The 24,593-nt window shown below is 51.5% G+C and carries 19 protein-coding genes and 2 pseudogenes; 16 read left to right on the top strand and 5 right to left on the bottom strand.

The features are described 5' to 3' along the window. Nucleotides 1-104: 104 nt before the first annotated feature. Complete coding sequence (gene fdeC / locus QUF14_RS01775) at nucleotides 105-4,358, bottom strand: inverse autotransporter adhesin FdeC (protein ID WP_100733936.1); 4,254 nt, start codon at nucleotides 4,356-4,358, stop codon at nucleotides 105-107. 552 nt (nucleotides 4,359-4,910) lie between these two features. On the opposite strand from fdeC, the pseudogene QUF14_RS01770 reads away from it, so the two are divergent. The 4 genes and pseudogenes from QUF14_RS01770 to ykgO all read left to right on the top strand — a co-directional run. Beyond that, nucleotides 4,911-5,000: pseudogene (locus QUF14_RS01770) on the top strand (hypothetical protein); the annotation flags it as partial. Between the two features lie 472 nt (nucleotides 5,001-5,472). Further along, a complete protein-coding gene (ykgR, locus tag QUF14_RS28850; protein WP_000662258.1) occupies nucleotides 5,473-5,574 on the top strand; it encodes a small membrane protein YkgR in 102 nt (33 codons plus the stop codon). Nucleotides 5,575-5,938: 364 nt separating this feature from the next. Beyond that, entirely contained in the window at nucleotides 5,939-6,202 is a 264-nt protein-coding gene (locus QUF14_RS01760; RefSeq protein WP_000803998.1) for a type B 50S ribosomal protein L31, read from the top strand. Then, nucleotides 6,202-6,342: a type B 50S ribosomal protein L36 gene (gene ykgO / locus QUF14_RS01755; protein WP_000866436.1), complete on the top strand. Its 141-nt coding sequence runs from the start codon at nucleotides 6,202-6,204 to the stop codon at nucleotides 6,340-6,342. The genes QUF14_RS01760 and ykgO overlap by 1 nt, the downstream gene beginning before the upstream one ends. 34 nt (nucleotides 6,343-6,376) lie before the next feature. Here ykgO and ykgL read toward each other — a convergent pair. Further along, nucleotides 6,377-6,603 (bottom strand): annotated as a pseudogene (gene ykgL, locus QUF14_RS01750) (protein YkgL). Between the two features lie 823 nt (nucleotides 6,604-7,426). Here ykgL and ecpR point away from each other — a divergent pair. The 7 genes from ecpR (at nucleotide 7,427) to QUF14_RS01715 (ending at nucleotide 14,862) form a co-directional block, all read left to right on the top strand. Beyond that, entirely contained in the window at nucleotides 7,427-7,969 is a 543-nt protein-coding gene (ecpR, locus tag QUF14_RS01745) for an ECP biosynthesis operon DNA-binding transcriptional regulator EcpR (RefSeq protein ID WP_024166199.1), read from the top strand. A gap of 74 nt (nucleotides 7,970-8,043) precedes the next feature. Beyond that, nucleotides 8,044-8,631: a common pilus major fimbrillin subunit EcpA gene (gene ecpA, locus QUF14_RS01740; protein WP_000730970.1), complete on the top strand. Its 588-nt coding sequence runs from the start codon at nucleotides 8,044-8,046 to the stop codon at nucleotides 8,629-8,631. Between the two features lie 56 nt (nucleotides 8,632-8,687). Further along, nucleotides 8,688-9,356 carry a fimbrial chaperone EcpB gene (gene ecpB / locus QUF14_RS01735; protein ID WP_000716391.1) on the top strand — a complete coding sequence of 223 codons (669 nt, stop codon included), beginning with the start codon at nucleotides 8,688-8,690 and terminating at the stop codon, nucleotides 9,354-9,356. A 25-nt stretch (nucleotides 9,357-9,381) separates the two neighbouring features. Next, a complete protein-coding gene (ecpC, locus tag QUF14_RS01730) occupies nucleotides 9,382-11,907 on the top strand; it encodes a fimbrial usher EcpC (RefSeq protein ID WP_001131105.1) in 2,526 nt (841 codons plus the stop codon). After that, nucleotides 11,897-13,540: a fimbrial adhesin EcpD gene (ecpD, locus tag QUF14_RS01725; RefSeq protein WP_024212215.1), complete on the top strand. Its 1,644-nt coding sequence runs from the start codon at nucleotides 11,897-11,899 to the stop codon at nucleotides 13,538-13,540. Before ecpC ends, ecpD begins: the two co-directional genes overlap by 11 nt. Next, on the top strand, nucleotides 13,509-14,219 hold the full coding sequence (gene ecpE / locus QUF14_RS01720; RefSeq protein WP_001355145.1) for a fimbrial chaperone EcpE: 711 nt from the start codon (nucleotides 13,509-13,511) through the stop codon (nucleotides 14,217-14,219). The genes ecpD and ecpE overlap by 32 nt, the downstream gene beginning before the upstream one ends. A 313-nt stretch (nucleotides 14,220-14,532) precedes the next feature. Continuing rightward, nucleotides 14,533-14,862, top strand: coding sequence for a YkgJ family cysteine cluster protein (locus QUF14_RS01715; RefSeq protein WP_001303809.1), 330 nt, complete (start codon nucleotides 14,533-14,535; stop codon nucleotides 14,860-14,862). Nucleotides 14,863-15,110: 248 nt separating this feature from the next. On the opposite strand, the gene QUF14_RS01705 is transcribed toward QUF14_RS01715, so the two are convergent. Next, nucleotides 15,111-15,725, bottom strand: a complete 615-nt coding sequence (locus QUF14_RS01705; protein ID WP_001019920.1) for a YagU family protein — start codon at nucleotides 15,723-15,725, stop codon at nucleotides 15,111-15,113. A 405-nt stretch (nucleotides 15,726-16,130) separates the two neighbouring features. On the opposite strand from QUF14_RS01705, the gene paoA reads away from it, so the two are divergent. The 4 genes from paoA to paoD are packed head-to-tail and all read left to right on the top strand — an operon-like array spanning nucleotide 16,131 to nucleotide 20,934. After that, a complete protein-coding gene (paoA, locus tag QUF14_RS01700) occupies nucleotides 16,131-16,820 on the top strand; it encodes an aldehyde dehydrogenase iron-sulfur subunit PaoA (protein ID WP_000070682.1) in 690 nt (229 codons plus the stop codon). Beyond that, entirely contained in the window at nucleotides 16,817-17,773 is a 957-nt protein-coding gene (gene paoB, locus QUF14_RS01695) for an aldehyde oxidoreductase FAD-binding subunit PaoB (protein WP_000643332.1), read from the top strand. The genes paoA and paoB overlap by 4 nt, the downstream gene beginning before the upstream one ends. Further along, on the top strand, nucleotides 17,770-19,968 hold the full coding sequence (gene paoC / locus QUF14_RS01690; RefSeq protein WP_000667032.1) for an aldehyde oxidoreductase molybdenum-binding subunit PaoC: 2,199 nt from the start codon (nucleotides 17,770-17,772) through the stop codon (nucleotides 19,966-19,968). Before paoB ends, paoC begins: the two co-directional genes overlap by 4 nt. A gap of 9 nt (nucleotides 19,969-19,977) precedes the next feature. Continuing rightward, on the top strand, nucleotides 19,978-20,934 hold the full coding sequence (gene paoD / locus QUF14_RS01685) for a molybdenum cofactor insertion chaperone PaoD (RefSeq protein WP_000122400.1): 957 nt from the start codon (nucleotides 19,978-19,980) through the stop codon (nucleotides 20,932-20,934). A gap of 178 nt (nucleotides 20,935-21,112) precedes the next feature. On the opposite strand, the gene QUF14_RS01680 is transcribed toward paoD, so the two are convergent. Both QUF14_RS01680 and QUF14_RS01675 read right to left on the bottom strand, forming a co-directional pair. Further along, nucleotides 21,113-22,240 carry an MFS transporter gene (locus QUF14_RS01680; RefSeq protein ID WP_145960290.1) on the bottom strand — a complete coding sequence of 376 codons (1,128 nt, stop codon included), beginning with the start codon at nucleotides 22,238-22,240 and terminating at the stop codon, nucleotides 21,113-21,115. A gap of 141 nt (nucleotides 22,241-22,381) precedes the next feature. Next, nucleotides 22,382-23,440, bottom strand: a complete 1,059-nt coding sequence (locus QUF14_RS01675; RefSeq protein WP_138983879.1) for an alpha/beta hydrolase — start codon at nucleotides 23,438-23,440, stop codon at nucleotides 22,382-22,384. Nucleotides 23,441-23,704: 264 nt separating this feature from the next. On the opposite strand from QUF14_RS01675, the gene QUF14_RS01670 reads away from it, so the two are divergent. After that, nucleotides 23,705-24,589: a LysR family transcriptional regulator gene (locus QUF14_RS01670; RefSeq protein WP_001119037.1), complete on the top strand. Its 885-nt coding sequence runs from the start codon at nucleotides 23,705-23,707 to the stop codon at nucleotides 24,587-24,589. Nucleotides 24,590-24,593 lie beyond the last annotated feature (4 nt).

The raw sequence follows: 24,593 nt of genomic DNA, 5'->3' as shown, positions 1-24,593 counted from the left end.
ATGAATTTATAACAAGACTACTGTCAGGCAATTCAATAAATAATGGCGTTGAAGATGTCAACGCCATTATTGTTTATTAGAATGTTACTTTCATACTCTTAATATTATTTCATCGCCTCCTCGCCCGTTGCCGTATTGGCATCCACCGCGGTAATGGTCACCGTCACTGGCTTCATTTCGTACCCGCCATAAGTCAGGGCGTTAAATGTGAACGTATAGACACCAGGCTTGCTGGTACTAAATGTACGCGTGATTTTTCCGCTCACGAAATGGTCATTTTTCGACGGCAGGAACTGATAATCCTTCTCCGTCACCCCTTCCGGCGTCTGAATGTCAACCCACATATTCCCCCCAACAGGGTTGTTTGCCGACATCAGGGTAACCTTCAGCGTTGCGGTCGATTCCCCATCTGCCACCAGAGATTCCATATCAGATGTTGCGGTGAGTACCGCATTTTTATCATCCGCCACGAAACTGGATTCAGCCGTTTTCGTTGATACCTGACCGTTGTCCTGACTCACTTGCGCCGTAAGTGTATATTTCGCTGCAACAGTCGTGGTGGCGGTGAAAATAGCCTGCCCTTGCTCATTCGTTGTCGCTGTGCCATTCGGTTCCAGGTTTAAAGAAGCCGGGCTGGCGGTCAGCGTCACTTCGCTATCTTTCAACAAATTGTTATTGGCATCAGTCACCGTAACTTTATACGTCTGTTTGGCTTTGCCATCCGCCACTGCACGGTTGCCAATCACCTCAATACTGGAGATGGTCGCCGTAGTCTTATCCGCCACAAACGTAATGCTCTTCGCGTCTGAAGGCTGGTTATTTCCTGCTGAAGCCGTGATCTCATACGTTCCGGCAGTCACTGAAACCACCTGCAACTCTGCTTTCCCTTCATCGTTGGCTTTCACCCAGACATTATCACCTGTAAGTGGCTTGACGCCCCGAGGCAGATTAAAGGTCACCAGAGTTCCTGGAACAGGGTTACCGTTTTTATCCTCAACGGTCGCCGTCAGCGTAAAGGCATCTTTGCCGTTTGCCACTTTTTGAGCGGCAGTGTCAACCTGCAGGTTTGCCTGACCGGTGCTGGCGTCTGCGTTGAATTTCACCGTGACCGTCTTCTGAGCATTATTCACTGAGGCCGTGATACTGTGTTCCCCAGCAACGGTTGCTATCAACTCAATGTCCGCTTTACCTGCGGCATTGGTTGTTATTGTATTCCCCGTCTTGCTGGTCACACCCTGCGGTAAAGTCAGCGTAACTTCTTGCCCCTGCAACGGGTTACCATAGCTGTCCACGACGGTCAGGGTTACCTGGTTAGCAGACTGTCCATTTGCCAGTTGGTTATTCACCTTCACCGCCATATCACTGATCACTGCCCGGGAAGCGTCGCCTGCAACATTCAGCACCAATGGCTGAGCAACGGCATTTTGGCCGTTCACGCGTGGCATGACAGACAACTGACCTGCAGCCGATCCCAGCGTTAAGGTCGCCACGTAGACCCCATTACTTTGCTCTGTCCAGCTTCCAACTGAAGGTCGCTCTGATCCCGTGCTGGCGGCACCGCTAAACACTGGTGCATCTGGCTTCAGCCCGGTGACCGGGTTCCCGTACGCATCCTTCACGGTGAAGGTGAGTTCCGTCGTCGTTTTAACCGTTGGAGTCTTATTGTCCACAACAAGCGTAGAGTTCGCTGATGACATCTCCCCGGCGATGACCGTCAACTGCGCGGCTTCGGTGGCTGCTGGCTGGCCGTTGAAGAGCGGCATGACACGAAGCTCGCCCGTCTTTCCGCCTGTGGTCAACGTAGCAACATAGGAACCGTCACCTTTTTCGGTCCAACTGGAAATAGTCGCCCCTTCAGAGGCGGTCCCCGTCAAACTTGCCGACAACGAAAGACCACTGATAGCGTTGCCATGCGCATCTTTCGCCACCAGCGTCACGGTTGTGCTTTCGCCTGCTTTTACGCGATCTGCGGCTACAGACACTGTCGACTGGCCTGAAGATAACGCATCAGCCACCACGGTTACTTTTGCCGCGTTTGCTGCCGCATCCTGTCCATTTAGCTTCGGCATAACTTCTAATTCACCCGCCGTAGAGCCGAGAGTAATCTGCGCAGTCCACGTCCCATCACCATTATTTGTCCAGCCAGATGCCGTAGAACCAGCAGCTGCTGCGCCCGATAATGACGGTGCATCCGGATTGAGGCCAGTTACAGGGTTGTCATTAGCATCTTTTGCCGTCCAGATTGCCGTAAGCGTACCGCCGACCACCGGTTTATCAGGATTCAGGGTGATGGACGAATGTGCTGCATCAAGCGGCCCGGCAACAAACTTCAGCGTTTGTTGTAACGTGCCCAGCTGATACTGCTCGCTGAAGGCACGCACAACAACGTTTCCGGCACGGGTCGAAGAAACCGTGGCGCTGTAAACCCCTGGTTTTATTTCCGAAATGGCACCAACGGTTACACCATTAGTGTCTTGCGGAACAAGTCGCAGGCGGCTGGCTTCTCCCGTCACCGGATTACCCTCGGAGTCCACCGCTGTCAGTGTCAGCGTGTAGGCTTGCTGACCATCAGCAACCACATCACCTGACGGCTCGTTAGCGCTCAGGGTGGAGTTTGCCACATCCATCATCGTGGCCCGCAGTTCTGCAGTGACAGTTTTGCTCATGTCATCAACGCTAACAGTAATCGTTACCTCACCTGACTGCGTTCCGGTAGTAAAGACAGACTGATACACCCCTGCTTCAGTTTCGGTGAACTCACCCAGTGTGGGTTTTGCCTGTGATTTAGTGGCCTTCAGGGTACGAGTCACAATATTTCCAGCCGGTTTGAAGGTTAGTTCAGTCTTGATCTGATCTTTCATGCCCGTGACTGGCTGGCCCTCGGCGTCGCGCAGAGACAGCACCAGCGGCTTTTGCTCATTACCGTTAGCAAGCATTTGAATACTGCTCTGACCGTCAAGCGTTAACGCCGTACGATCGGCGCTCATACCAGCTCCGCTAATAACCACTTCTGTCTGCACACGTTTCGAGGCATTGCCTTTGTTATCGTAGGCAACTGCTGAAATCGCATAATAATTGTCTTTGCCTGGACGGTAAGCCGGGAGCGTTACTTGCCACTGACTACCCTGACCGGTAATTTTGCCACCTTCAGCCAGTAATGACGGCGCTTCCCACTGCACATTTTTCAGTCCGTGAGTTGCTTTGCTGACCACAAGCCCCAGGGAAACCGTCTGACCGCCCTTGCCTTCAATACGCTCAGGCAGAGCAATACGGATCACTTCAGATTTGCGGTACTCAAGAACGATGTTGTTATTACGCTCAACCAGGTCATAGCGGCTGCCTGCCAGCATTCGACGCTCGCGAATGCTGTCTGTATCGAGTTGTTTTTCCAGAGGTTCGCCAATTCGGTAGTTAACTTCCAGGCCAAAGCGAGTGTCATTCTCACCACTCTTGCCCTGCTTATGCCCGGCGCTCAGTGTCAGAAGAGGCACTGGTGTATAGGTTACCTCGGCAGAAATAGCATGCGGGTCTTTCTGGCGTTTATCTTTACCAAACAGCCCGACTTCATCGCCATAATACTGCTCATACATCAGGCTTGCGCCAAGCTGCGGCCAGGCAGGTAAATAGCCCTCAGCACGAATATCCCAGCCATTCGCCGGGCGTTCCTGATAATCCTCAACATCCGGTGATTTTTTCCAGCCAGAAGCCCGGATATAACCATTGGCGCTCAGTTTCAAATAATCACGCCAGTATTCCGCACCAACACCAATGCGGGTATGACTACGGGATAAATCATGATCGATAAAAGTATTCACCCCCGCCATCCAGTCATTTCCTGAAAAATGACGCCAGCCAAAACCAATATTTGACTGAGTACGATCGTCGGTACGATGTATTGCCCCCTGAGTGAACAACATATTTGTCGGCGTGTCATAAATCGGATAAAGCATTTCCAGCGAAGAGTCCTTCAGCGAGAAATCTTTATCAACATTCAGTTTGACGCGCGCAGTACCATATTTCCCGAGCCACTCCTGTATTTCCTGGTTAGCTTTAGCTGTGGCTATTCCGGTAATAAAATTACGTGTCGCATCGCTATCTGGCTGACTGCTTAAAAATGTCCCGGCATTTGCGGCAAACGATGCGACATTTTTCTCCACATTATTATCAGCAGCTACCGTGGTGTTTTCCATGCTCAACCGTGGCTGAACCGCATGCTGCGCGCGTGCTGCCATTACTGGGGTAAAGGTGACAGCGAGTGGGAAAAGAACCTGAACAGAGATATTTGCCCACGCCACGCAGCGGGCCAGAACTGAATAACGAAATCGTGGTTGTTTATGACCTGTTTTATAACGTGACATTGAGATAATTTCCTGATGAACGAATTAACGAACATAGGCAAACACAAATAATGGTGTCTGCTTGTCAGAAAAACCGGGGATTTCCCGGTTTCCTTTTCCACAGAAAAGGAAATACCTTTATGTAAGAAAGTGTACCGCCACCTAATATATCCAGTGTCTGTAGCCACTCATCAGGTGGTTGGGCGCGGGATTATATTTTCATTTATGGGTAAAAATTTAGCTTTTTGTGCAAGCCATTAAATAGATACCTAAGTCATATTTCTTACTCTGCGGACAGTGAATAATTCATTATTCAGAGTGAATAATAATGACCTGCTTTTAATTTACCACGATTGGAAATACGTCGAAGTAGGTATATACGCCAGGATAAACCGATATATTTTTTATGGATATTCATTTTCCTTCATCAGACTGTGAATTGCAGGGATATCGAACTTGCACGACTCATCGCAACACTCAAACAGATTTATGAATTTCGTTCATAACCCCTGACAAATCCTGCCGTCTAATCGAGCTTTTCCCTTTACGTTATGCTTCTCATGAACGATAACACAACTTGTTCCTGAATTAACCATTCCGGATAAACTATGGGATCAAATTCAGGCATCGAAAGGAACTGGCTGGTTTCCGTTAATGGATTAAATATCTATTACTCTCCCGAGAGTAAAACTATCAAACCAATGAGTAACCGATACAGCCTCGCAAATTCTTTCAGATAATTAACCCGTCACTGCGGCACGTTCTCTCATAAGGCGTGCCTGCTGTGTAATCCAGTATGTATCCGGCATACTTGACGGTTTAGTAGAACTCAATTCCTTTCCCAGGTTACCAACAACGATATCTTGTATAACACCCCAGGAGATACGACATTATGATGAGATGAGGTATGCTCCTCAGCGCCAATCAACGCCAGGGCTGGGCCAGTTTTGAGATCAGACTCATTCCCGGACTGACTTCAGGCGACATATATCAATGACTTTGGGGCAATAAAAGATAGCCGATGTAATACATCCATTCAAATTTGTGATACATGTCAAAAAATTGGTTGACCAAACTCGTTATTTATATAAGGGCACTTACGAAGTGCACTCTTTTTTAAAGCGAGGAAGTACCAATGAAAGAGAATAAAGTACAGCAAATCAGTCATAAACTGATTAATATCGTTGTTTTTGTCGCAATTGTAGAATACGCCTATTTATTTCTCCATTTCTATTAATAACGGCAATAAACTGTTCACTTCAGTGATATTTAAAATATGCATCCTCTCCCTTTTTTTTAAGTAATTATTATATCCGTGGGAGAGGAATACACGCTGTCAGGTAATCAATCAAACTGCGATAAATCATCGGCCAGTAAAGTGGAGATAGCCTCCATTCTCGAAAAATTCATACTCTCAGCGAAACCATCATCAATCACTCATCCAGGCGTTTATGGGAGCGTCGCCAATGGCTGCTAACAATGCCAGACTTCCCCGTTGCCGAAATTCCACATACCACAAATGGTCACAGGGATTGGGTGTTGAAATGATCCGGATGAGCATGTATCTTTGCGGTTATGTTATAACATAACATGTAAAAATGATGAAACCCAATATCCATCCTGAGTATCGTACTGTGGTGTTCCATGACACCAGTGTTGATGAGTACTTTAAAATCGGCTCGACTATCAAAACAGACCGTGAGATTGAGCTGGATGGCGTAACGTATCCGTACGTGACAATTGATGTCTCTTCGAAATCGCACCCGTTCTATACAGGGAAGCTGAGAACAGTGGCATCAGAAGGAAATGTTGCACGATTCACCCAACGTTTTGGTCGTTTTGTTAGCACGAAAAAGGGGGCGTGATGAAAGTCCTTAACTCTCTGCGTACCGCAAAAGAACGCCATCCAGACTGTCAGATTGTGAAGCGAAAAGGACGGCTGTATGTGATTTGTAAATCTAATCCACGTTTTAAGGCCGTTCAGGGGCGTAAGAAAAAGCGTTGATTCATAATTCGCCGAATTAACGATATTTGTCTGATTAATAATCAGACCGGATTAATGTTGGTGTGTTTATAACACCAACATTAATTTCCTGGGGATATATTCTTCCTGTTCATTTGAGGTCAACTGCCTGACGTTTCTCTCCGAATATTCCATTATCTTAATGTTGACTTGTTGACCAACTTCGCCCCTGTATGCTGGTATCAACTCTCTTTTAGACTGAACAAGCCACTCCGCCCCCTCCCTTTGCGGAGCAGCCTGCATTTACACTCAAACTGTTAAGATGATAAATGTGGTAAATCTGTTGGTACTAACATAAAAACGTTTACGCCACAGGAACAGCCTGATCCACCGGTAACCCCATCGCCGACGTTCGAGTGCCAGTTAGAGTAACGCGCACAGATGACTGCACGCAGTGCCCTGTCAAAGAGGCCATCGTTCCTGTGACAGCTGGCAGCCTTCGTTTAACTTCACTTAATTTGGCTCTTGGGGGGCTTACCGAACAGATGACGTAGTCACACCTATTCAATTTATCACCACTTATTGGAGTAAACACCCATAACCATCTTGTGCGGCATGTTAATCCATTAAAACACCTTATTGATTGTCAAATCTTCTTTAATGATGGCCAATAATAGTTTTATGCTCTATTTATTATCATTAAAAATTGTTTTTTTACTAGTCGAGCACAAAACGCATTAAGACTATTCCTAACACCTCAGGGCAAAGTTCCTGGCTAATATAAAATGCAAGTAAGAATTGAACGTTATATTGCCAATAACCTTATGAAACTGAATGTCTTTTTCTTCTTATCAAAAAGCAATATTTTCATTTTTAGTAAATATTGACTTAACCATGGAATTCCTTTTCTGTTCACATATTGACACTCATCAGGAAAAAAACATAAATTTAAGCCCAATCGAAAATAATTAAAACTTAATCTCGTTTAACCTATATTGATATGTGCTACGTATCTTATTTACTTCCGATTTACTAACAACACTGAATGTACCTGTAAAAATTACAGGTTTGGAAAGTAGTGACATGGCAAAATGATTACAGCAGGGACTATGAGGTTAAAAACCATATGGAATATCAAAACCGTTCTGATAAATACATCTGGTCTCCCCATGACGCCTACTTCTATAAAGGACTCTCTGAACTGATTGTGGATATCGACAGATTAATTTATCTATCGCTGGAGAAAATTAGAAAAGATTTCGTGTTTATCAATCTCAATACGGATTCTTTAACTGAGTTTATAAACCGTGATAACGAATGGTTATCCGCGGTAAAGGGGAAACAGGTCGTATTGATTGCGGCCAGAAAGTCAGAAGCCTTAGCAAATTATTGGTATTACAACAGCAATATTAGGGGCGTGGTATACGCTGGGCTGAGTCGTGATATTAGAAACGAATTGGCCTATGTGATTAATGGCAGGTTTCTCAAAAAAGATATTAAGAAAGATAAAATCACTGACCGGGAAATGGAAATTATCCGCATGACGGCCCAGGGAATGCTGCCTAAATCGATTGCCAGAATTGAAAATTGTAGTGTGAAGACAGTGTATACCCATCGGCGTAATGCTGAGGCCAAGCTGTACTCAAAAATATATAAGTTGGTTCCGTAAACTCCAGGCAAGTTAGTTTTAAAAAATGACTCACAGGGACATCATGTCCTCAATTTAACTCGGGAAGAAAAGCAATGAAAAAAAAGGTTCTGGCAATAGCTCTGGTAACGGTGTTTACCGGCATGGGTGTGGCGCAGGCTGCTGACGTAACAGCTCAGGCTGTAGCGACCTGGTCGGCAACAGCCAAAAAAGACACCACCAGTAAACTGGTTGTGACGCCACTCGGTAGCCTGGCGTTCCAGTATGCCGAAGGCATTAAAGGCTTTAACTCACAGAAAGGTCTATTTGACGTGGCTATTGAGGGTGACTCAACGGCTACCGCCTTTAAACTGACCTCACGTCTTATCACCAACACCTTAACCCAGTTGGATACCTCAGGTTCCACACTGAATGTGGGCGTGGATTATAACGGCGCGGCAGTCGAAAAAACTGGCGATACCGTGATGATCGATACCGCCAACGGCGTACTGGGCGGCAACCTTAGCCCGCTGGCTAACGATTACAATGCCAGCAATCGTACCACCGCACAGGATGGTTTCACCTTCTCCATCATCAGCGGTACCACCAATGGTACCACCGCAGTAACCGATTACAGCACTCTACCGGAAGGCATCTGGAGCGGCGACGTTAGCGTACAGTTCGACGCGACCTGGACCAGTTGATCTCTTTGATGTACCAGCAGGGGTAACCCCCTGCTTTATTCCTGGACGGAATTGTTATGAAAAAGCACCTTCTGCCTCTCGCTCTGCTGTTTGCCGGAATATCTCCGGCCCAGGCGCTGGATGTCGGCGATATATCATCGTTTATGAACAGTGACAGCAGCACGCTGAGCAAAACAATCAAAAACAGTACCGACAGTGGTCGCCTCATCAATATCCGTCTCGAACGGCTCTCTTCACCGCTTGACGACGGGCAGGTTATCGCAATGGACAAGCCGGATGAGTTGCTACTCACTCCCGCCAGCTTGCTGCTACCCGCCCAAGCCAGCGAAGTGATCCGCTTCTTCTATAAGGGACCAGTAGATGAAAAAGAGCGCTACTACCGCATTGTCTGGTTTGATCAGGCCCTCAGTGATGCGCAGCGCGATAATGCCAACCGCAGCGCTGTAGCCACTGCTTCCGCCCGCATCGGCACCATTCTGGTCGTCGCCCCCCGCCAGGCGAACTACCGCTTTCAGTACGCCAACGGCTCCCTGACAAATACAGGAAATGCGACGCTGCGGATCCTCGCCTACGGCCCCTGCCTGAAAGCCGCCAATGGTAAGGAGTGTAAAGAGAACTACTACCTGATGCCGGGCAAGTCGCGTCGTTTTACCCGCGTGGACACGGCGGATAACAAAGGACGGGTTGCACTTTGGCAGGGTGATAAGTTCATTCCCGTGAAATAGATAGCTGTGCAGATGGATAACGACAATGCCTTTACGACGGTTCTCCCCAGGACTGAAAGCCCAGTTTGCCTTCGGCATGGTCTTTTTGTTCGTTCAACCCGATGCCAGCGCTGCTGACATAAGCGCGCAGCAAATAGGTGGGGTGATTATTCCGCAGGCCTTCAGTCAGGCGCTTCAGGACGGCATGAGCGTCCCGCTCTATATTCATCTTGCCGGTAGCCAGGGTCGCCAGGACGATCAGCGAATCGGCAGCGCTTTTATCTGGTTGGATGATGGACAGTTACGCATCCGGAAAATACAGCTGGAAGAGAGTGAAGATAACGCCAGTGTCAGCGAACAAACTCGACAGCAGCTGATGGATCTGGCGAACACCCCGTTCAATGAGGCCCTTACCATCCCCCTGACTGACAACGCGCAGTTGGATCTCAGCTTGCGCCAACTGCTGCTGCAGCTGGTGGTCAAGCGCGAAGCACTGGGCACCGTACTACGCTCACGTAGCGAAGACATCGGGCAATCCAGTGTTAACACCCTCAGCAGTAACCTGAGCTATAACTTCGGCATCTATAACAACCAGTTGCGTAACGGCGGGAACAATACATCCAGCTATCTGTCGCTAAATAACGTGACAGCACTGCGCGAACATCATGTGGTACTCGACGGCTCGCTGTATGGGATCGGTAGCGGTCAACAGGACAGTGAATTATATAAAGCGATGTATGAACGCGATTTTGCTGGTCACCGATTTGCCGGTGGAATGCTCGACACCTGGAACTTGCAGTCCTTAGGGCCGATGACCGCCATTTCAGCAGGGAAGATTTACGGCCTTTCCTGGGGAAACCAGGCCAGCTCCACCATCTTCGACAGCAGCCAGTCGGCCACGCCAGTGATCGCCTTTTTACCTGCAGCGGGCGAAGTACATCTCACCCGTGATGGGCGGTTACTGAGTGTTCAGAACTTCACCATGGGCAATCATGAAGTGGATACCCGAGGTCTACCGTACGGTATTTACGATGTGGAAGTTGAGGTCATCGTTAACGGTCGCGTGATCAGCAAACGCACCCAGCGGGTCAATAAGCTGTTTAGCCGGGGGCGCGGTGTCGGTGCGCCGCTGGCGTGGCAGATATGGGGCGGCAGCTTTCATATGGATCGCTGGTCGGAAAACGGGAAAAAGACGCGACCAGCTAAAGAGAGTTGGCTAGCAGGAGCCTCGACCTCCGGCTCACTGAGTACGCTTAGTTGGGCGGCAACGGGATATGGGTACGATAATCAGGCAGTGGGTGAAACCCGTCTGACGCTGCCGCTTGGGGGAGCAATCAACGTTAACCTGCAAAACATGCTGGCCAGTGACAGCTCATGGAGCAATATCGGCAGCATCAGCGCCACACTACCGGGAGGCTTTAGTTCACTGTGGGTTAATCAGGAAAAAACCCGCATTGGCAATCAATTGCGACGTAGCGATGCCGACAACCGTGCAATCGGCGGCACACTTAACCTGAACTCACTGTGGTCGAAGCTGGGCACATTCAGCATCAGCTACAATGATGACCGCCGTTACAACAGCCATTATTACACGGCAGATTACTATCAAAATGTCTACAGCGGTACCTTTGGTTCGCTTGGCCTGCGGGCCGGTATTCAGCGCTATAACAACGGCGACAGCAGCGCCAATACAGGGAAATATATCGCTCTCGATCTCTCGCTACCACTGGGCAACTGGTTTAGCGCAGGGATGACCCATCAAAACGGCTACACCATGGCAAACCTGTCAGCACGCAAACAGTTTGATGAAGGAACCATTCGCACTTTTGGTGCCAATCTGTCACGAGCCATCTCCGGCGATACCGGTGATGACAAAACTCTCAGTGGTGGGGCGTATGCACAGTTCGACGCTCGTTACGCCAGCGGAACGCTGAACGTCAATAGCGCGGCGGACGGCTACGTCAATACCAACTTAACTGCCAATGGCAGCGTTGGCTGGCAGGGTAAAAACATTGCTGCCAGCGGGCGGACTGATGGCAACGCCGGGGTGATATTCAATACCGGGCTGGAGGACGACGGTCAGATCAGCGCCAAAATCAACGGACGGATTTTCCCGCTTAACGGCAAGCGCAACTACCTCCCGCTCTCTCCGTATGGGAGATATGAGGTGGAGTTGCAGAACAGCAAAAACTCACTCGACAGCTACGATATCGTCAGCGGCCGCAAAAGCCATCTGACCCTCTATCCAGGCAATGTCGCCGTCGTTGAGCCAGAGGTGAAGCAGATGGTTACCGTCTCCGGTCGTATCCGTGCAGAAGACGGCACAGTGCTGGCTAACGCACGGATTAACAACCATATCGGCCGAACCCGAACCGATGAAAACGGCGAGTTTGTCATGGACGTGGATAAGAAATACCCCACTATCGATTTTCGCTACAGTGGCAATAAAACCTGCGAAGTGGCACTGGAACTCAACCAGGCGCGCGGTGCCGTCTGGGTCGGTGATGTGGTCTGCAGCGGCCTCTCATCGTGGGCGGCGGTGACGCAGACAGGAGAAGAGAATGAGAGTTAACCTACTGATAGCAATGATAATCTTTGCGCTATTCTGGCCAGCAACCGCGCTCAGAGCGGCAGTGAGCAAAACAACCTGGGCGGATGCACCGGCACGCGAGTTTGTGTTTGTCGAAAACAACTCAGACGACAACTTTTTCGTCACTCCTGGCGGGGCGCTGGATCCGCGCCTGACCGGTGCCAACCGCTGGACCGGTTTAAAATACACTGGCTCAGGAACCATCTATCAACAAAGCCTCGGCTACATTGATAACGGTTACAACACCGGCCTTTATACCAACTGGAAGTTTGATATGTGGCTGGAAAATTCGCCGGTTTCATCTCCTTTAACTGGCTTGCGCTGCATCAACTGGTACACAGGGTGTAATATGACCACCAGTCTTATCCTGCCGCAAACCACCGACGCCAGTGGATTTTATGGCGCGACGGTGACCAGCGGCGGCTCGAAGTGGATGCACGGCATGTTGTCAGACGCGTTTTACCAGTATCTGCAACAAATGCCCGTTGGCAGCAGCTTTACGATGACCATCAATGCCTGCCAAACCTCAGTGAACTATGACGCCAGCAGCGGCGCGCGCTGTAAGGATCAGGCCTCCGGCAACTGGTATGTTCGCAACGTCACCCATACGAAAGCAGCAAATTTGCGGTTGATAAATACCCACTCGCTGGCGGAGGTATTTATCAACAGCGACGGAGTACCGACTCTGGGCGAAGGGAACGCCGACTGCCGGACGCAAACCATCGGCAGCCGTTCAGGATTAAGTTGTAAGATGGTTAACTATACCCTGCAAACAAACGGGCTCAGCAACACCTCAATCCATATATTCCCGGCGATCGCCAACTCGTCGTTAGCCTCGGCCGTCGGGGCGTACGATATGCAGTTCAGTCTGAATGGCAGTTCATGGAAACCGGTGAGCAATACCGCCTATTACTACACCTTCAACGAGATGAAGAGCGCAGACTCGATCTATGTTTTCTTCTCGAGCAACTTCTTTAAGCAGATGGTGAACCTGGGGATCAGCGATATCAACACCAAAGATCTATTCAACTTTCGCTTTCAGAACACCACATCACCGGAGTCTGGCTGGTATGAATTTTCTACCTCCAACACGCTGATTATCAAACCCCGTGATTTCAGCATCAGTATTATCTCCGATGAATATACTCAGACACCGTCGCGAGAGGGATATGTCGGCAGCGGCGAACCGGCACTCGATTTCGGCTATATCGTAACCACCAGCGGTAAAACAGCTGCCGACGAAGTGCTGATCAAGGTGACCGGACCCGCGCAGGTGATTGGCGGGCGCTCCTATTGTGTCTTCAGCTCCGATGACGGTAAGGCGAAAGTACCGTTCCCGGCGACGCTTTCCTTTATTACCCGCAACGGAGCTACAAAAACCTACGATGCCGGGTGCGATGATAGCTGGCGGGATATGACCGATGCGCTGTGGCTAACCACACCGTGGACTGATATCTCTGGCGAAGTGGGGCAGATGGATAAGACCACTGTCAAATTTTCAATTCCAATGGATAACGCCATTTCGCTGCGTACGGTAGATGATAACGGCTGGTTTGGCGAAGTCAGCGCTTCAGGAGAGATTCATGTTCAGGCGACGTGGCGTAACATTAACTAAGGCGCTGCTGACAGTGGTCTGTATGCTGGCGGCACCTTTGACACAGGCGATTTCGGTCGGCAATCTGACATTTTCGCTGCCGTCCGAGACTGACTTTGTCAGCAAACGTGTAGTGAATAACAACAAAAGCGCACGGATATACCGTATTGCCATCAGTGCCATCGATAGCCCAGGCAGCAGTGAATTGCGCACTCGACCGGTGGATGGTGAACTGCTTTTCGCTCCCCGCCAGCTGGCGTTGCAGGCTGGTGAGAGTGAGTATTTTAAATTTTACTATCATGGCCCCCAGGATAAACGCGAGCGCTACTACCGGGTCTCATTCCGCGAGGTCCCCACTCGCAACCAGACAAGACGTAGCCCAACCGGCGGCGAGGTCAGCACAGAGCCGGTGGTGGTGATGGATACCATTCTGGTAGTACGACCACGTCAGGTTCAGTTTAAATGGTCCTTCGACCAGGTGACAGGAACGGTAAGTAACACCGGCAACACGTGGTTTAAGCTACTGATTAAACCAGGATGTGATTCGACCGAAGAGGAAGGCGACGCCTGGTACCTACGTCCAGGGGACGTGGTTCATCAGCCTGCGTTACGTCAACCGGGGAATCATTATCTGGTCTATAACGACAAATTCATTAAGATTAGCGATTCCTGTCCGGCTAAGCCCCCTTCGGCGGACTAAGACTTATCCATCGGACGAGGGAAGAATTCCACCTCAGAGACTCAAATAATCGTTTAAATGATGTGGAAGCGATCGTCAATGTCACCTGTAATGATGGGCTTTCTCATATGTACACCATAGTGTTCAGGAGACACGGAAAGGTGCCAGGCAGCCTGCTAACGAGTGGTTTCTTCACGAATTAGTACGTAAAATCGGTAACGGCTGGAAATCATTCAATACTCACACTATCGAAAGTTCCCCAGCCAACCGCGGTACGTTCTTACATACGAGGTACCGCTGTTCTCTTTACGATTTATAGCTGTACTGGTGAATTATGAGCAATCTGAATCCATGCATGACGTGTGGTGCCTGTTGTGCATTTTTCCGCGTCTCTTTTTACTGGGCCGAAGCCGACGATGCTGGCGGTACCATTCCCGCCAGGCTCACTGAACAAATATCCCCTTTTCACCGATGCATGAGCGGTACCAATCAGAAAAACCCCCGATGTATTGCCCTTGCAGGAACACCGGGCAAAAATGCCTGCTGCACGATATATAAAAATCGATCGTCCACGTGCAGAGAATTCGCCATGTCTGGTGAGAACGGAGTCGTCAATGAGGCTTGCAATCGTGCAAGAGCTAAATACGGGCTGACACCGTTATAAATATGCAATAATTAATTGCACTGCCCCGCCAGCTATAATCGCGGGGCTTCGTTTTTCAGGGATAACAAAACCCGAGACTTCTTCCATCTGCCAGCAACAATGCCTCTTCCTCTACAGTGTTCTCCGGATCTACAGCATCCTGAAGTAGCGCGATGTACTCACTGGCTATCTGCATCAGAAAGTTAAAAACAATGTTTTTAACCTATAAAAATGGCGCTGTATTTGCGCCATTTTTATCATTCAATGCATTATCTGTTTGAGCCTAAAGGGATCTCAGGGTCTGGCTCATGAGTAATTCTGTTTCGTAAATCTCTGCGAATAATTTCAATGGACCAGAACCAGACTAAATGTCCAAAAATTTCAGAAACATTCTCATACCACGGGAGATCAAACAGAGGTGGCGTCAGTCCCATGAGAGGGAATGAAATCATATGAACAAAAAGTTGGGCTAAAGCACCTGCCAGTAAGCCCTGCCAGAGTTTAATTTTTGGAAATACTTCAGCGACCACACAATAACCGACAGCAAACACTATCGAAAAGATAATGTGCGTAACACCAACCCAGTTAAAGACATGCCCGGCAAAGGTATAAACAGCCGCATTGGGATCTGTCAGCCCCAGCCAGTCTCGAAGAAAAATATACGGAGGATTGAGAAAATTACGGGAGCAATCAATTTGCCCAGCAGCCCTGATTAATGATTCCGGGCCACACGCTGCATTAAACATATCCACCGGGCTACGTGGCGGCAATGGAACTTCTGCCCCCCACTTAACAAATGCGGAAACAACGCCAGCAATCAGCCCAATGAATGCAGCAAGACCATAACGTCTGCGGTTCGGTGGAGTTTGTTCAAATATATTCATATTTACCCTGTTTGTTTCATTATGTTGTACACCTCTTCAGGAGTATTCATAAAACAAGATAAATGTAAAGAACTGTATTGTTTTGTATAATGCAATGGTGACTAATCGCCAATTAATATAAGCACCATCATTTCTCCCTATTTTTATGTTAGAAGTGACAACGATTTGCAGGGTGATGCAGAGCTGACAATCACAGGTTTACTTATCGGTTTTTGCATCGCACAACTAAAGCAATAAACTAGCTCCCGTCATCGGCGAATATGAATTAATTAGCCGGGCTCATAGCTGCATTCGCGTTTTAAGAATAATCCTCCTGCTCTCACCGACTATGCTTAACGTTTAAAAAAGCATCAACACTCTCGCAACGCACTCTTATTTTCCCCTTTAGAATACCGGAGGCCTGGTATGAGCAACCAAGGCGAATACCCCGAAGATAATCGGGTTGGGAAGCACGAGCCGCACGATTTTAGTTTGACCCGCCGCGATCTGATTAAAGTGAGCGCCGCAACGGCGGCGACCGCCGTGGTTTATCCTCATTCTACGCTTGCGGCAAGCGTTCCGGCAGCTACACCCGCGCCAGAGATAATGCCCCTGACACTTAAGGTGAACGGCAAAACCGAGCAGCTTGAGGTGGATACCCGAACCACGCTACTGGACGCTTTGCGTGAAAATCTGCATCTGATCGGTACCAAGAAAGGTTGCGATCACGGACAGTGCGGAGCCTGTACCGTACTGGTCAATGGTCGCAGGCTTAATGCCTGCCTGACGCTGGCAGTCATGCATCAGGGGGCCGAGATCACCACCATTGAAGGCCTGGGTTCACCAGAGAATCTTCACCCCATGCAGGCGGCCTTTATCAAGCATGATGGCTTCCAGTGCGGCTACTGCACCTCCGGGCAAATTTGCTCATCAGTAGCGGTGCTAAAAGAGATTCAGGACGGCATTCCCAGTCACGTCACGGTCGATTTGGTTTCCCCTCCAGAAAGAACTGCCGATGAGATCCGTGAACGTATGAGCGGCAACATCTGTCGCTGTGGTGCATACGCTAACATCCTTGCCGCCATTGAAGACGCTGCGGGGGAGATAAAATCATGAAGGCGTTTACCTATGAACGTGTGAACACCCCTGCCGAGGCGGCACTTAGCGCTCAGCGCGTACCCGGCGCAAAATTTATCGCTGGCGGGACCAATCTGCTGGACCTGATGAAGCTGGAAATTGAAACGCCAACCCACCTTATCGATGTGAACGGGCTCGGGCTCGATAAGATTGAAGTGACCGACGCGGGTGGGCTGCGCATCGGCGCACTGGTACGGAACACCGACCTGGCGGCTCACGAGCGCGTGCGTCGTGATTACGCGGTACTCTCCCGCGCTCTGCTCGCTGGCGCGTCTGGTCAGTTACGTAATCAGGCAACCACCGCAGGTAATCTGCTCCAGCGCACGCGCTGCCCCTATTTTTACGACACCAATCAGCCCTGCAATAAGCGCCTGCCCGGGAGCGGCTGCGCGGCACTTGAAGGCTTTAGCCGTCAGCACGCGGTGGTAGGCGTAAGCGAAGCCTGCATTGCCACCCATCCGAGCGATATGGCGGTCGCAATGCGGTTGCTGGATGCGGTGGTGGAAACCATCACGCCGGAGGGAAAAACTCGCAGTATCACACTGGCTGATTTTTATCACCCACCGGGGAAAACGCCGCACATTGAAACCGCCCTGCTTCCCGGTGAGCTTATCGTTGCGGTGACGTTACCTCCGCCGCTCGGCGGAAAACATATCTACCGCAAGGTGCGCGATCGCGCCTCCTACGCCTTTGCCCTGGTATCGGTCGCGGCGATTATTCAGCCTGACGGCAGCGGGCGCGTCGCGCTGGGCGGAGTAGCACATAAGCCCTGGCGCATTGAGGCTGCGGATGCTCAGCTATCCCAGGGGGCGCAGGCCGTGTATGACGCGCTGTTCGCCAGCGCCCATCCCACCGCTGAAAATACCTTTAAACTCCTGTTGGCGAAGCGAACGCTTGCCTCCGTACTGGCTGAAGCGAGGGCACAGGCATGAAATTTGATAAACCCGCAGGGGAAAACCCGATCGATCAGCTGAAGGTTGTCGGTCGTCCCCATGACCGCATCGACGGACCGCTGAAAACTACCGGCACGGCACGCTACGCCTACGAATGGCATGAAGAAGCCCCCAACGCCGCCTATGGCTATATCGTCGGTTCCGCCATTGCCAAAGGGCGCCTCACCGCCCTTGATACGGACGCCGCGCAAAAAGCGCCGGGCGTACTGGCTGTCATTACCGCCAGTAACGCTGGGGCACTCGGCAAAGGCGACAAAAACACCGCCAGGCTGTTAGGCGGCCCCACTATTGAGCACTATCATCAGGCCATTGCGCTGGTAGTGGCCGAGACCTTCGAACAGGCGCGAGCGGCGGCCTCGCTGGTGCAGGCGCACTATCGCCGTAATAAAGGAGCTTACTCCCTGGCGGACGAGAAACAGGCCGTCAGTCAGCCGCCGGAAGACACGCCCGATAAAAACGTTGGTGACTTTGACGGGGCTTTCACCTCCGCTGCGGTGAAAATTGATGCTACATACACGACCCCGGACCAGAGCCATATGGCGATGGAGCCGCATGCCTCGATGGCCGTCTGGGATGGAAATAAGCTTACCCTCTGGACCTCAAATCAGATGATTGACTGGTGCCGCACCGATCTGGCAAAAACGCTGAAAGTGCCCGTGGAGAATGTGCGTATTATCTCCCCGTATATCGGCGGAGGGTTTGGCGGCAAGCTATTCCTGAGAAGCGATGCGCTGCTGGCGGCCCTCGCCGCCCGTGCGGTGAAACGTCCGGTTAAAGTGATGCTCCCCCGCCCCACTATTCCCAATAACACCACGCACCGCCCCGCCACCCTTCAGCACCTGCGTATCGGTGCCGACCAGAGCGGGAAAATCACCGCTATCTCACATGAAAGCTGGTCCGGAAACCTGCCCGGCGGCACGCCGGAAACGGCGGTACAGCAAAGCGAATTACTCTACGCAGGGGCAAACCGTCATACCGGCCTGCGGCTCGCCGCGCTTGATTTGCCGGAAGGGAACGCCATGCGTGCGCCCGGCGAAGCCCCCGGTCTGATGGCGCTCGAAATCGCGATCGACGAACTGGCGGAAAAAGCGGGCATCGATCCCGTCGAGTTTCGCATCCTGAATGACACTCAGGTTGACCCCGCCGACCCGACGCGCCGCTTCTCTCGCCGTCAGCTTATCGAGTGCTTGCGCACCGGAGCGGATAAATTTGGCTGGAAGCAGCGCAACGCCACACCCGGACAGGTGCGCGACGGGGAGTGGCTAGTCGGCCACGGTGTTGCGGCGGGCTTTCGCAATAATCTGCTGGAAAAATCGGGGGCTCGGGTTCACCTCGAACAAAACGGCACCGTTACCGTAGAAACGGACATGACCGACATTGGCACCGGCAGCTACACCATTCTAGCCCAGACGGCAGCGGAAATGCTTGGCGTACCGCTGGAGCAGGTTGCGGTTCACCTCGGCGATTCCAGTTTCCCGGTTTCTGCGGGTTCTGGTGGACAATGGGGCGCGAATACCTCCACCTCCGGCGTTTACGCCGCCTGTGTGAAACTTCGCGAAATGATTGCCTCGGCGGTCGGGTTTGATCCTGAGCAGTCGCAGTTTGCCGACGGCAAGATTACCAACGGTACCCGAAGCGCCACGCTACATGAGGCCACCGCAGGCGGCAGACTGACAGCGGAAGAGAGCATTGAGTTCGGCACTCTCAGCAAGGAGTACCAGCAATCGACCTTTGCCGGGCATTTTGTGGAGGTCGGCGTGCATAGCGCGACGGGAGAAGTTCGGGTCCGGCGTATGCTCGCCGTGTGCGCAGCAGGGCGCATTCTGAATCCGAAAACTGCACGCAGCCAGGTCATTGGCGCGATGACTATGGGCATGGGCGCGGCACTGATGGAGGAGCTGGCGGTAGATGACCGTTTGGGCTACTTCGTTAATCACGATATGGCGGGGTATGAGGTGCCGGTTCATGCGGATATCCCAAAACAGGAGGTGATTTTCCTGGATGATACCGACCCCATCTCCTCCCCGATGAAGGCCAAAGGTGTCGGTGAGCTGGGCCTGTGCGGCGTAAGCGCGGCTATCGCCAACGCGGTGTATAACGCCACCGGTATTCGGGTACGGGATTATCCCATCACTCTGGATAAGCTGCTCGATAAACTGCCGGATGTGGTTTAAGGAGGAACAATGTCATACTCGCTTTTTGACAAAGACGAGCACTGGCATAAGCCAGAGCAGGCGTTTCTCACCGATGACCACCGGACCATTCTGCGCTTCGCCGTAGAGGCGCTAATGTCCGGTAAAGGAGCGGTGCTGGTGACGCTGGTGGAGATACGCGGCGGCGCGGCGCGCCCGCTCGGAGCACAGATGGTGGTGCGCGAAGATGGTCGTTACTGCGGTTTTGTCTCTGGCGGCTGCGTGGAGGCCGCTGCCGCTTTTGAAGCGCTGGAGGTGATGGGCTCAGGCTGCGATCGCGAAATTCGCTATGGCGAAGGTTCGCCGTGGTTTGACATCGTTCTGCCCTGCGGCGGTGGGATCACGCTGACGCTCCATAAACTACGCTCGACACAGCCTCTGCTCGCCGTGCTGAACCGCCTGGAACAGAGAAAACCGGCGGGTCTGCGCTACGATCCGCAAGCTCAATCGCTGGTGTGCCTGCCCACACAAACCCGAACGGGCTGGAATCTCAATGGCTTTGAGGTGGGGTTCAGGCCATGCGTCAGGCTGATGATTTATGGACGTTCTCTTGAGGCGCAGGCAACCGCGAGTCTTGCAGCAGCCACAGGCTATGACAGCCATATCTTCGATCTTTTTCCGGCCTCAGCCAGCGCTCAGATCGATACCGATACGGCGGTCATTTTGCTGTGCCATGATCTCAACCGGGAGCTGCCAGTGTTGCAGGCCGCGCGAGAGGCAAAACCCTTTTATCTCGGCGCATTGGGCAGCTATCGAACCCACACGTTACGTCTGCAAAAGCTCCACGAGCTAGGATGGTCCAGGGAGGAGACAGCGCAAATCCGGGCACCCATCGGGATATTCCCCAAAGCCCGGGATGCGCATACTCTGGCACTCTCCGTGCTGGCAGAAGTCGCTTCTGTACGTCTCCATCAGGAGGAGGATTCATGCCTGCCCCCGTCGTCGTGATCCTTGCGGTCGGGCGTGGAGAGCGCTTTCTCTCCTCCGGGGGAAATACCATAAATTAAGAGAAAAATCTGCAGTAGCCGTTTTAGAAAATCACCTAAATCGTTTAAAAGAGCGCCCAACCCATAGTGGGCGCTCATCGCCTTGTGTAACTTATTCAGCAACGCGCGTCCTCGCCGGACTAAAGCGCACCGGCCTTCTGGCGTGCGGTAACAAAGGTCAGTACGCCAGCGCATAGGAGCAGCACGCTACTCATGGCAAACGTACTCTGCCAGCCGAGGTGGTCAAACACGATGCCTCCTGCCGTCGATCCAAGGGCGATTGAAAGCTGAATCACCGCGACCATTAGCCCGCCTCCGGCTTCCGCGTTGTCGGGCAACGTACGCGCAATCCATGTCCACCACCCGGTTGGCGCGGCGGTTGCCAGCATGCCCCAGAGGCCTAACAGCAGCGAGACCATCCAGACGTGATGCCCGGTAAGCATCAGGCCGATGGCAATGACGGCCATCAACCCAGGTATGGCCATCAGCGTAGGGTAGAATTTTCTGTTGAGGAATGTCGAAACAACCAGCGTGCCAATAAAACCGGCCACGCCGATAATCAGCAAAATCAACGACAAGCCTGAGGAATTAACCCGTGTCACCGACTCCAGAAACGGGCGCACATAGGTGAATAGCGCAAACTGCCCCATGAAAAACAGGCCACAAGCTATCATGCCGACCACAACCATGCGGCGGCTAAATAAGCGGAATACCGTGCCAAATGACGTGTGGCTTTTATTCGCATCCATACTGGGCAGGCTGATGCACTGCCAGATAAAGGCGACAACCGCCATGGGCACCAGGCACAAGAAAGCGCCTCGCCATCCGACCGTAGCCCCCAGATAGCTTCCCAGCGGTGCGGCCACGACCGTCGCCAGCGCATTACCGGCATTGAAAATCGCCAGCGCACGCGTGACCTGTTGCTGCGGCACCAGACGAATAGCCGTTGCCGCAGACATCGACCAGAATCCGCCAATGGCCACACCAATCATCGCACGACCAACCATATACATCAGATAACTGGAAGCCAGCGCAATAATAAGCCCCGATACGGCCATCAGAACCGTCATTCCCAGCAGCAGGAATTTACGATTCATCTTTCCAGCTAGCGTTGAAAGCGTCAGGCTTGTCAGAACCGCCAGCGCGCCGGAGATAGCAATCCCCTGCCCAGCCAACCCCTCCGTCACGCCTAAATCGCGGGCAATCGGCGTGAGCAGGCTGACGGGCATAAATTCAGAAGCAATCAGCACAAACACGCACAGGGTCATGGCAAAAATACCGCCCCAGTATGCGCGCTGATGATGAGGTGATGGTGTTTGGTTTAGCGTCGACATAGTGAAATTTCACGAAGGCCAGGATAAAAGCCACCAGCCTATGGCCGGTGGCTTTGCATCAATTCAGGAGAGGTTTTATTTCAGTTTGGTCTGGAAAAATTGTTCGAACTTCGCGAAAGGTATTTTTCCGGCCACGTTATCGTACAGGTCCACGTGATTTGCCCCTGGTACCACCACCAGCTCTTTATCTTTACTGCCAACCGCCTTGTAAGCATCTTCAGCAAAATAGCGTGAATGTGCTTTCTCACCGGTCACAATCAGCGTCGGAATGGTGATTTCACTGGCGTAACTCAACAGCGGCATATTCATAAATGACAGCGGCATCGTTGCCGTCCACGCCCCGGTAGAGTTAACGGAATGTTCGTGGAAGCCGCGTGGCATGCGATAGTAGTCAAAGAACTCTTTCAGTACCGAATGAGGATTTGCCGGCAGCGTTTCTGGCAGAATGCGCTCGCCCGCACTGACCTTGCCATTGCTATCGACATTAATATCATGACCACCGTGAGCGAACGTTCCGCTCTGCGCATCCTTCCAGCGCTGTTCATTCAGATATTGCAGAACAGCACGACGGTCGGCGGTAGAATAACGGTCTTCGCCATCCCCCACACCATGGCCCATCGCCCGGCTCATGTCATACATCACGCTGGTAGCAACCGCTTTAACGCGGGTATCCATCGCCACGTCGTTCAGCACCATGCCGCCCCAGCCACAAATACCGAGTAGCCCGATACGGTTGCGATCTACCTCTTTTTGCAGCCCTAAGAAATCCGCCGCCGCGCTGAAATCTTCAGTGTTTATATCCGGTGAGGCGACGTTTCGCGGATAGCCGCCGCTTTCCCCGGTGTAAGAAGGATCGAACGCCAGGGTAACAAACCCTCGTTCCGCCAGCGTCTGCGCATACAGGCCGCTGGATTGCTCTTTCACCGCGCCAAATGGCCCACTGACCGCAATCGCCGCCAGCTTGCGATCGCCACGGTCTTTAGGCAGGTAAAGATCGCCCACTAAGGTGATGCCATATCGGTTCGGGAACGAGACTTTACGGTGATCGACTTTCTGGCTCTCGGCGAACGTTTTATCCCATTTATCTGTCATGGACACAGGGGCATTAGGATTGGTTGAATCAGCATAACTCATTGTCGTGACTCCACTTAATGATGCGAAAAGCAGCATGGTCGGCATCGCGGTTTTTAGCGTTCGGGTGAAGGCTTTCATAAAAATCCCCATAAAAAACAACAGAGAGATACAGGTTTCCGACGGACAACACTGCGGTGCTTTACTTTGATGGGGTCATTATAGTGAGCAGAATTAGTGCTGATTAGGGGGCGATTAATGCTAAGATTAATACCATATTGTTATAAATTAATGCGGAGATTGCCGGCATGAAGGGGGGATGTTTCAATGGCGAAAAGGGAGAACTACAACGAGCTGTACCTGTTTATGCAGGTGGTGCGGGAAGGCAGCTTTACCGCAGCGGCTCAGCGGCTGGGTCTTGCTCAGTCAGGAGTCAGCCGTTCTGTTCGCGAGCTTGAAGAAAGGCTCGGCGTCCAGCTGCTGGTGCGCACCACGCGTAAACTGTCGCTGACGCAAGCAGGCGAGCAGCTCTACCAGAAGACGGCATCTGGATTTGAAATGTTAGATCTTGGGCTTGCCACACTGGCGCACTATCGAGAGACGCCCTCCGGCACGGTACGTATCAATGCCAGCCAGCACGCGATTGATAAATGCCTGCTGCCAAAGCTGGCGGTATTTAAACAGCGATATCCTGATATCCGGCTTGAACTGATAAATGAGAGCCGGTTCGTCGATATCATCGAGGAAAGATTCGATGCTGGTGTCCGCCTGGGGCCTGAAGTCGGCCAGGGTATGGTCGCGGTACGCATCACGCCCGATATGGAGATGGCAATTGTGGGGACTCCGGAACATTTTCGTCGCTATGGTTTTCCGCAAACCCCGGCGGATTTAAAGGCGCATCCCTGTATCGCCTATCAGTTTGCCGACGGTAGCGTATACCAGTGGGAACTCAATCAGGATGATAAAAAAATCACTCATCGACCTGAAGGGCAATGGGCCCTATCCGACAGCTATATGGAAGCAGAAGCCGCACGGCTGGGCCTCGGATTGGCCTATGTTCCTGTTGAACTGGTTGCGGATGATTTAGAACACGGTAAGCTTATCAGAGTGTTGCAGCGTTACAGCCTGCGAATGGAGGGATTGTTTCTCTATTACCCTCATCGCAACGTCTCCCCCGCTCTGCGGATGGTCATTGATACATTGAAAATCTGAACGT

The sequence above is a fragment of the Escherichia sp. HH091_1A genome (assembly GCF_030295175.1).
GTDB lineage: Bacteria > Pseudomonadota > Gammaproteobacteria > Enterobacterales > Enterobacteriaceae > Escherichia > Escherichia coli_F.
The sequence above is the reverse complement of the archived record's forward strand: the minus strand, read 5'-3'. Positions and strand labels throughout refer to the sequence as shown.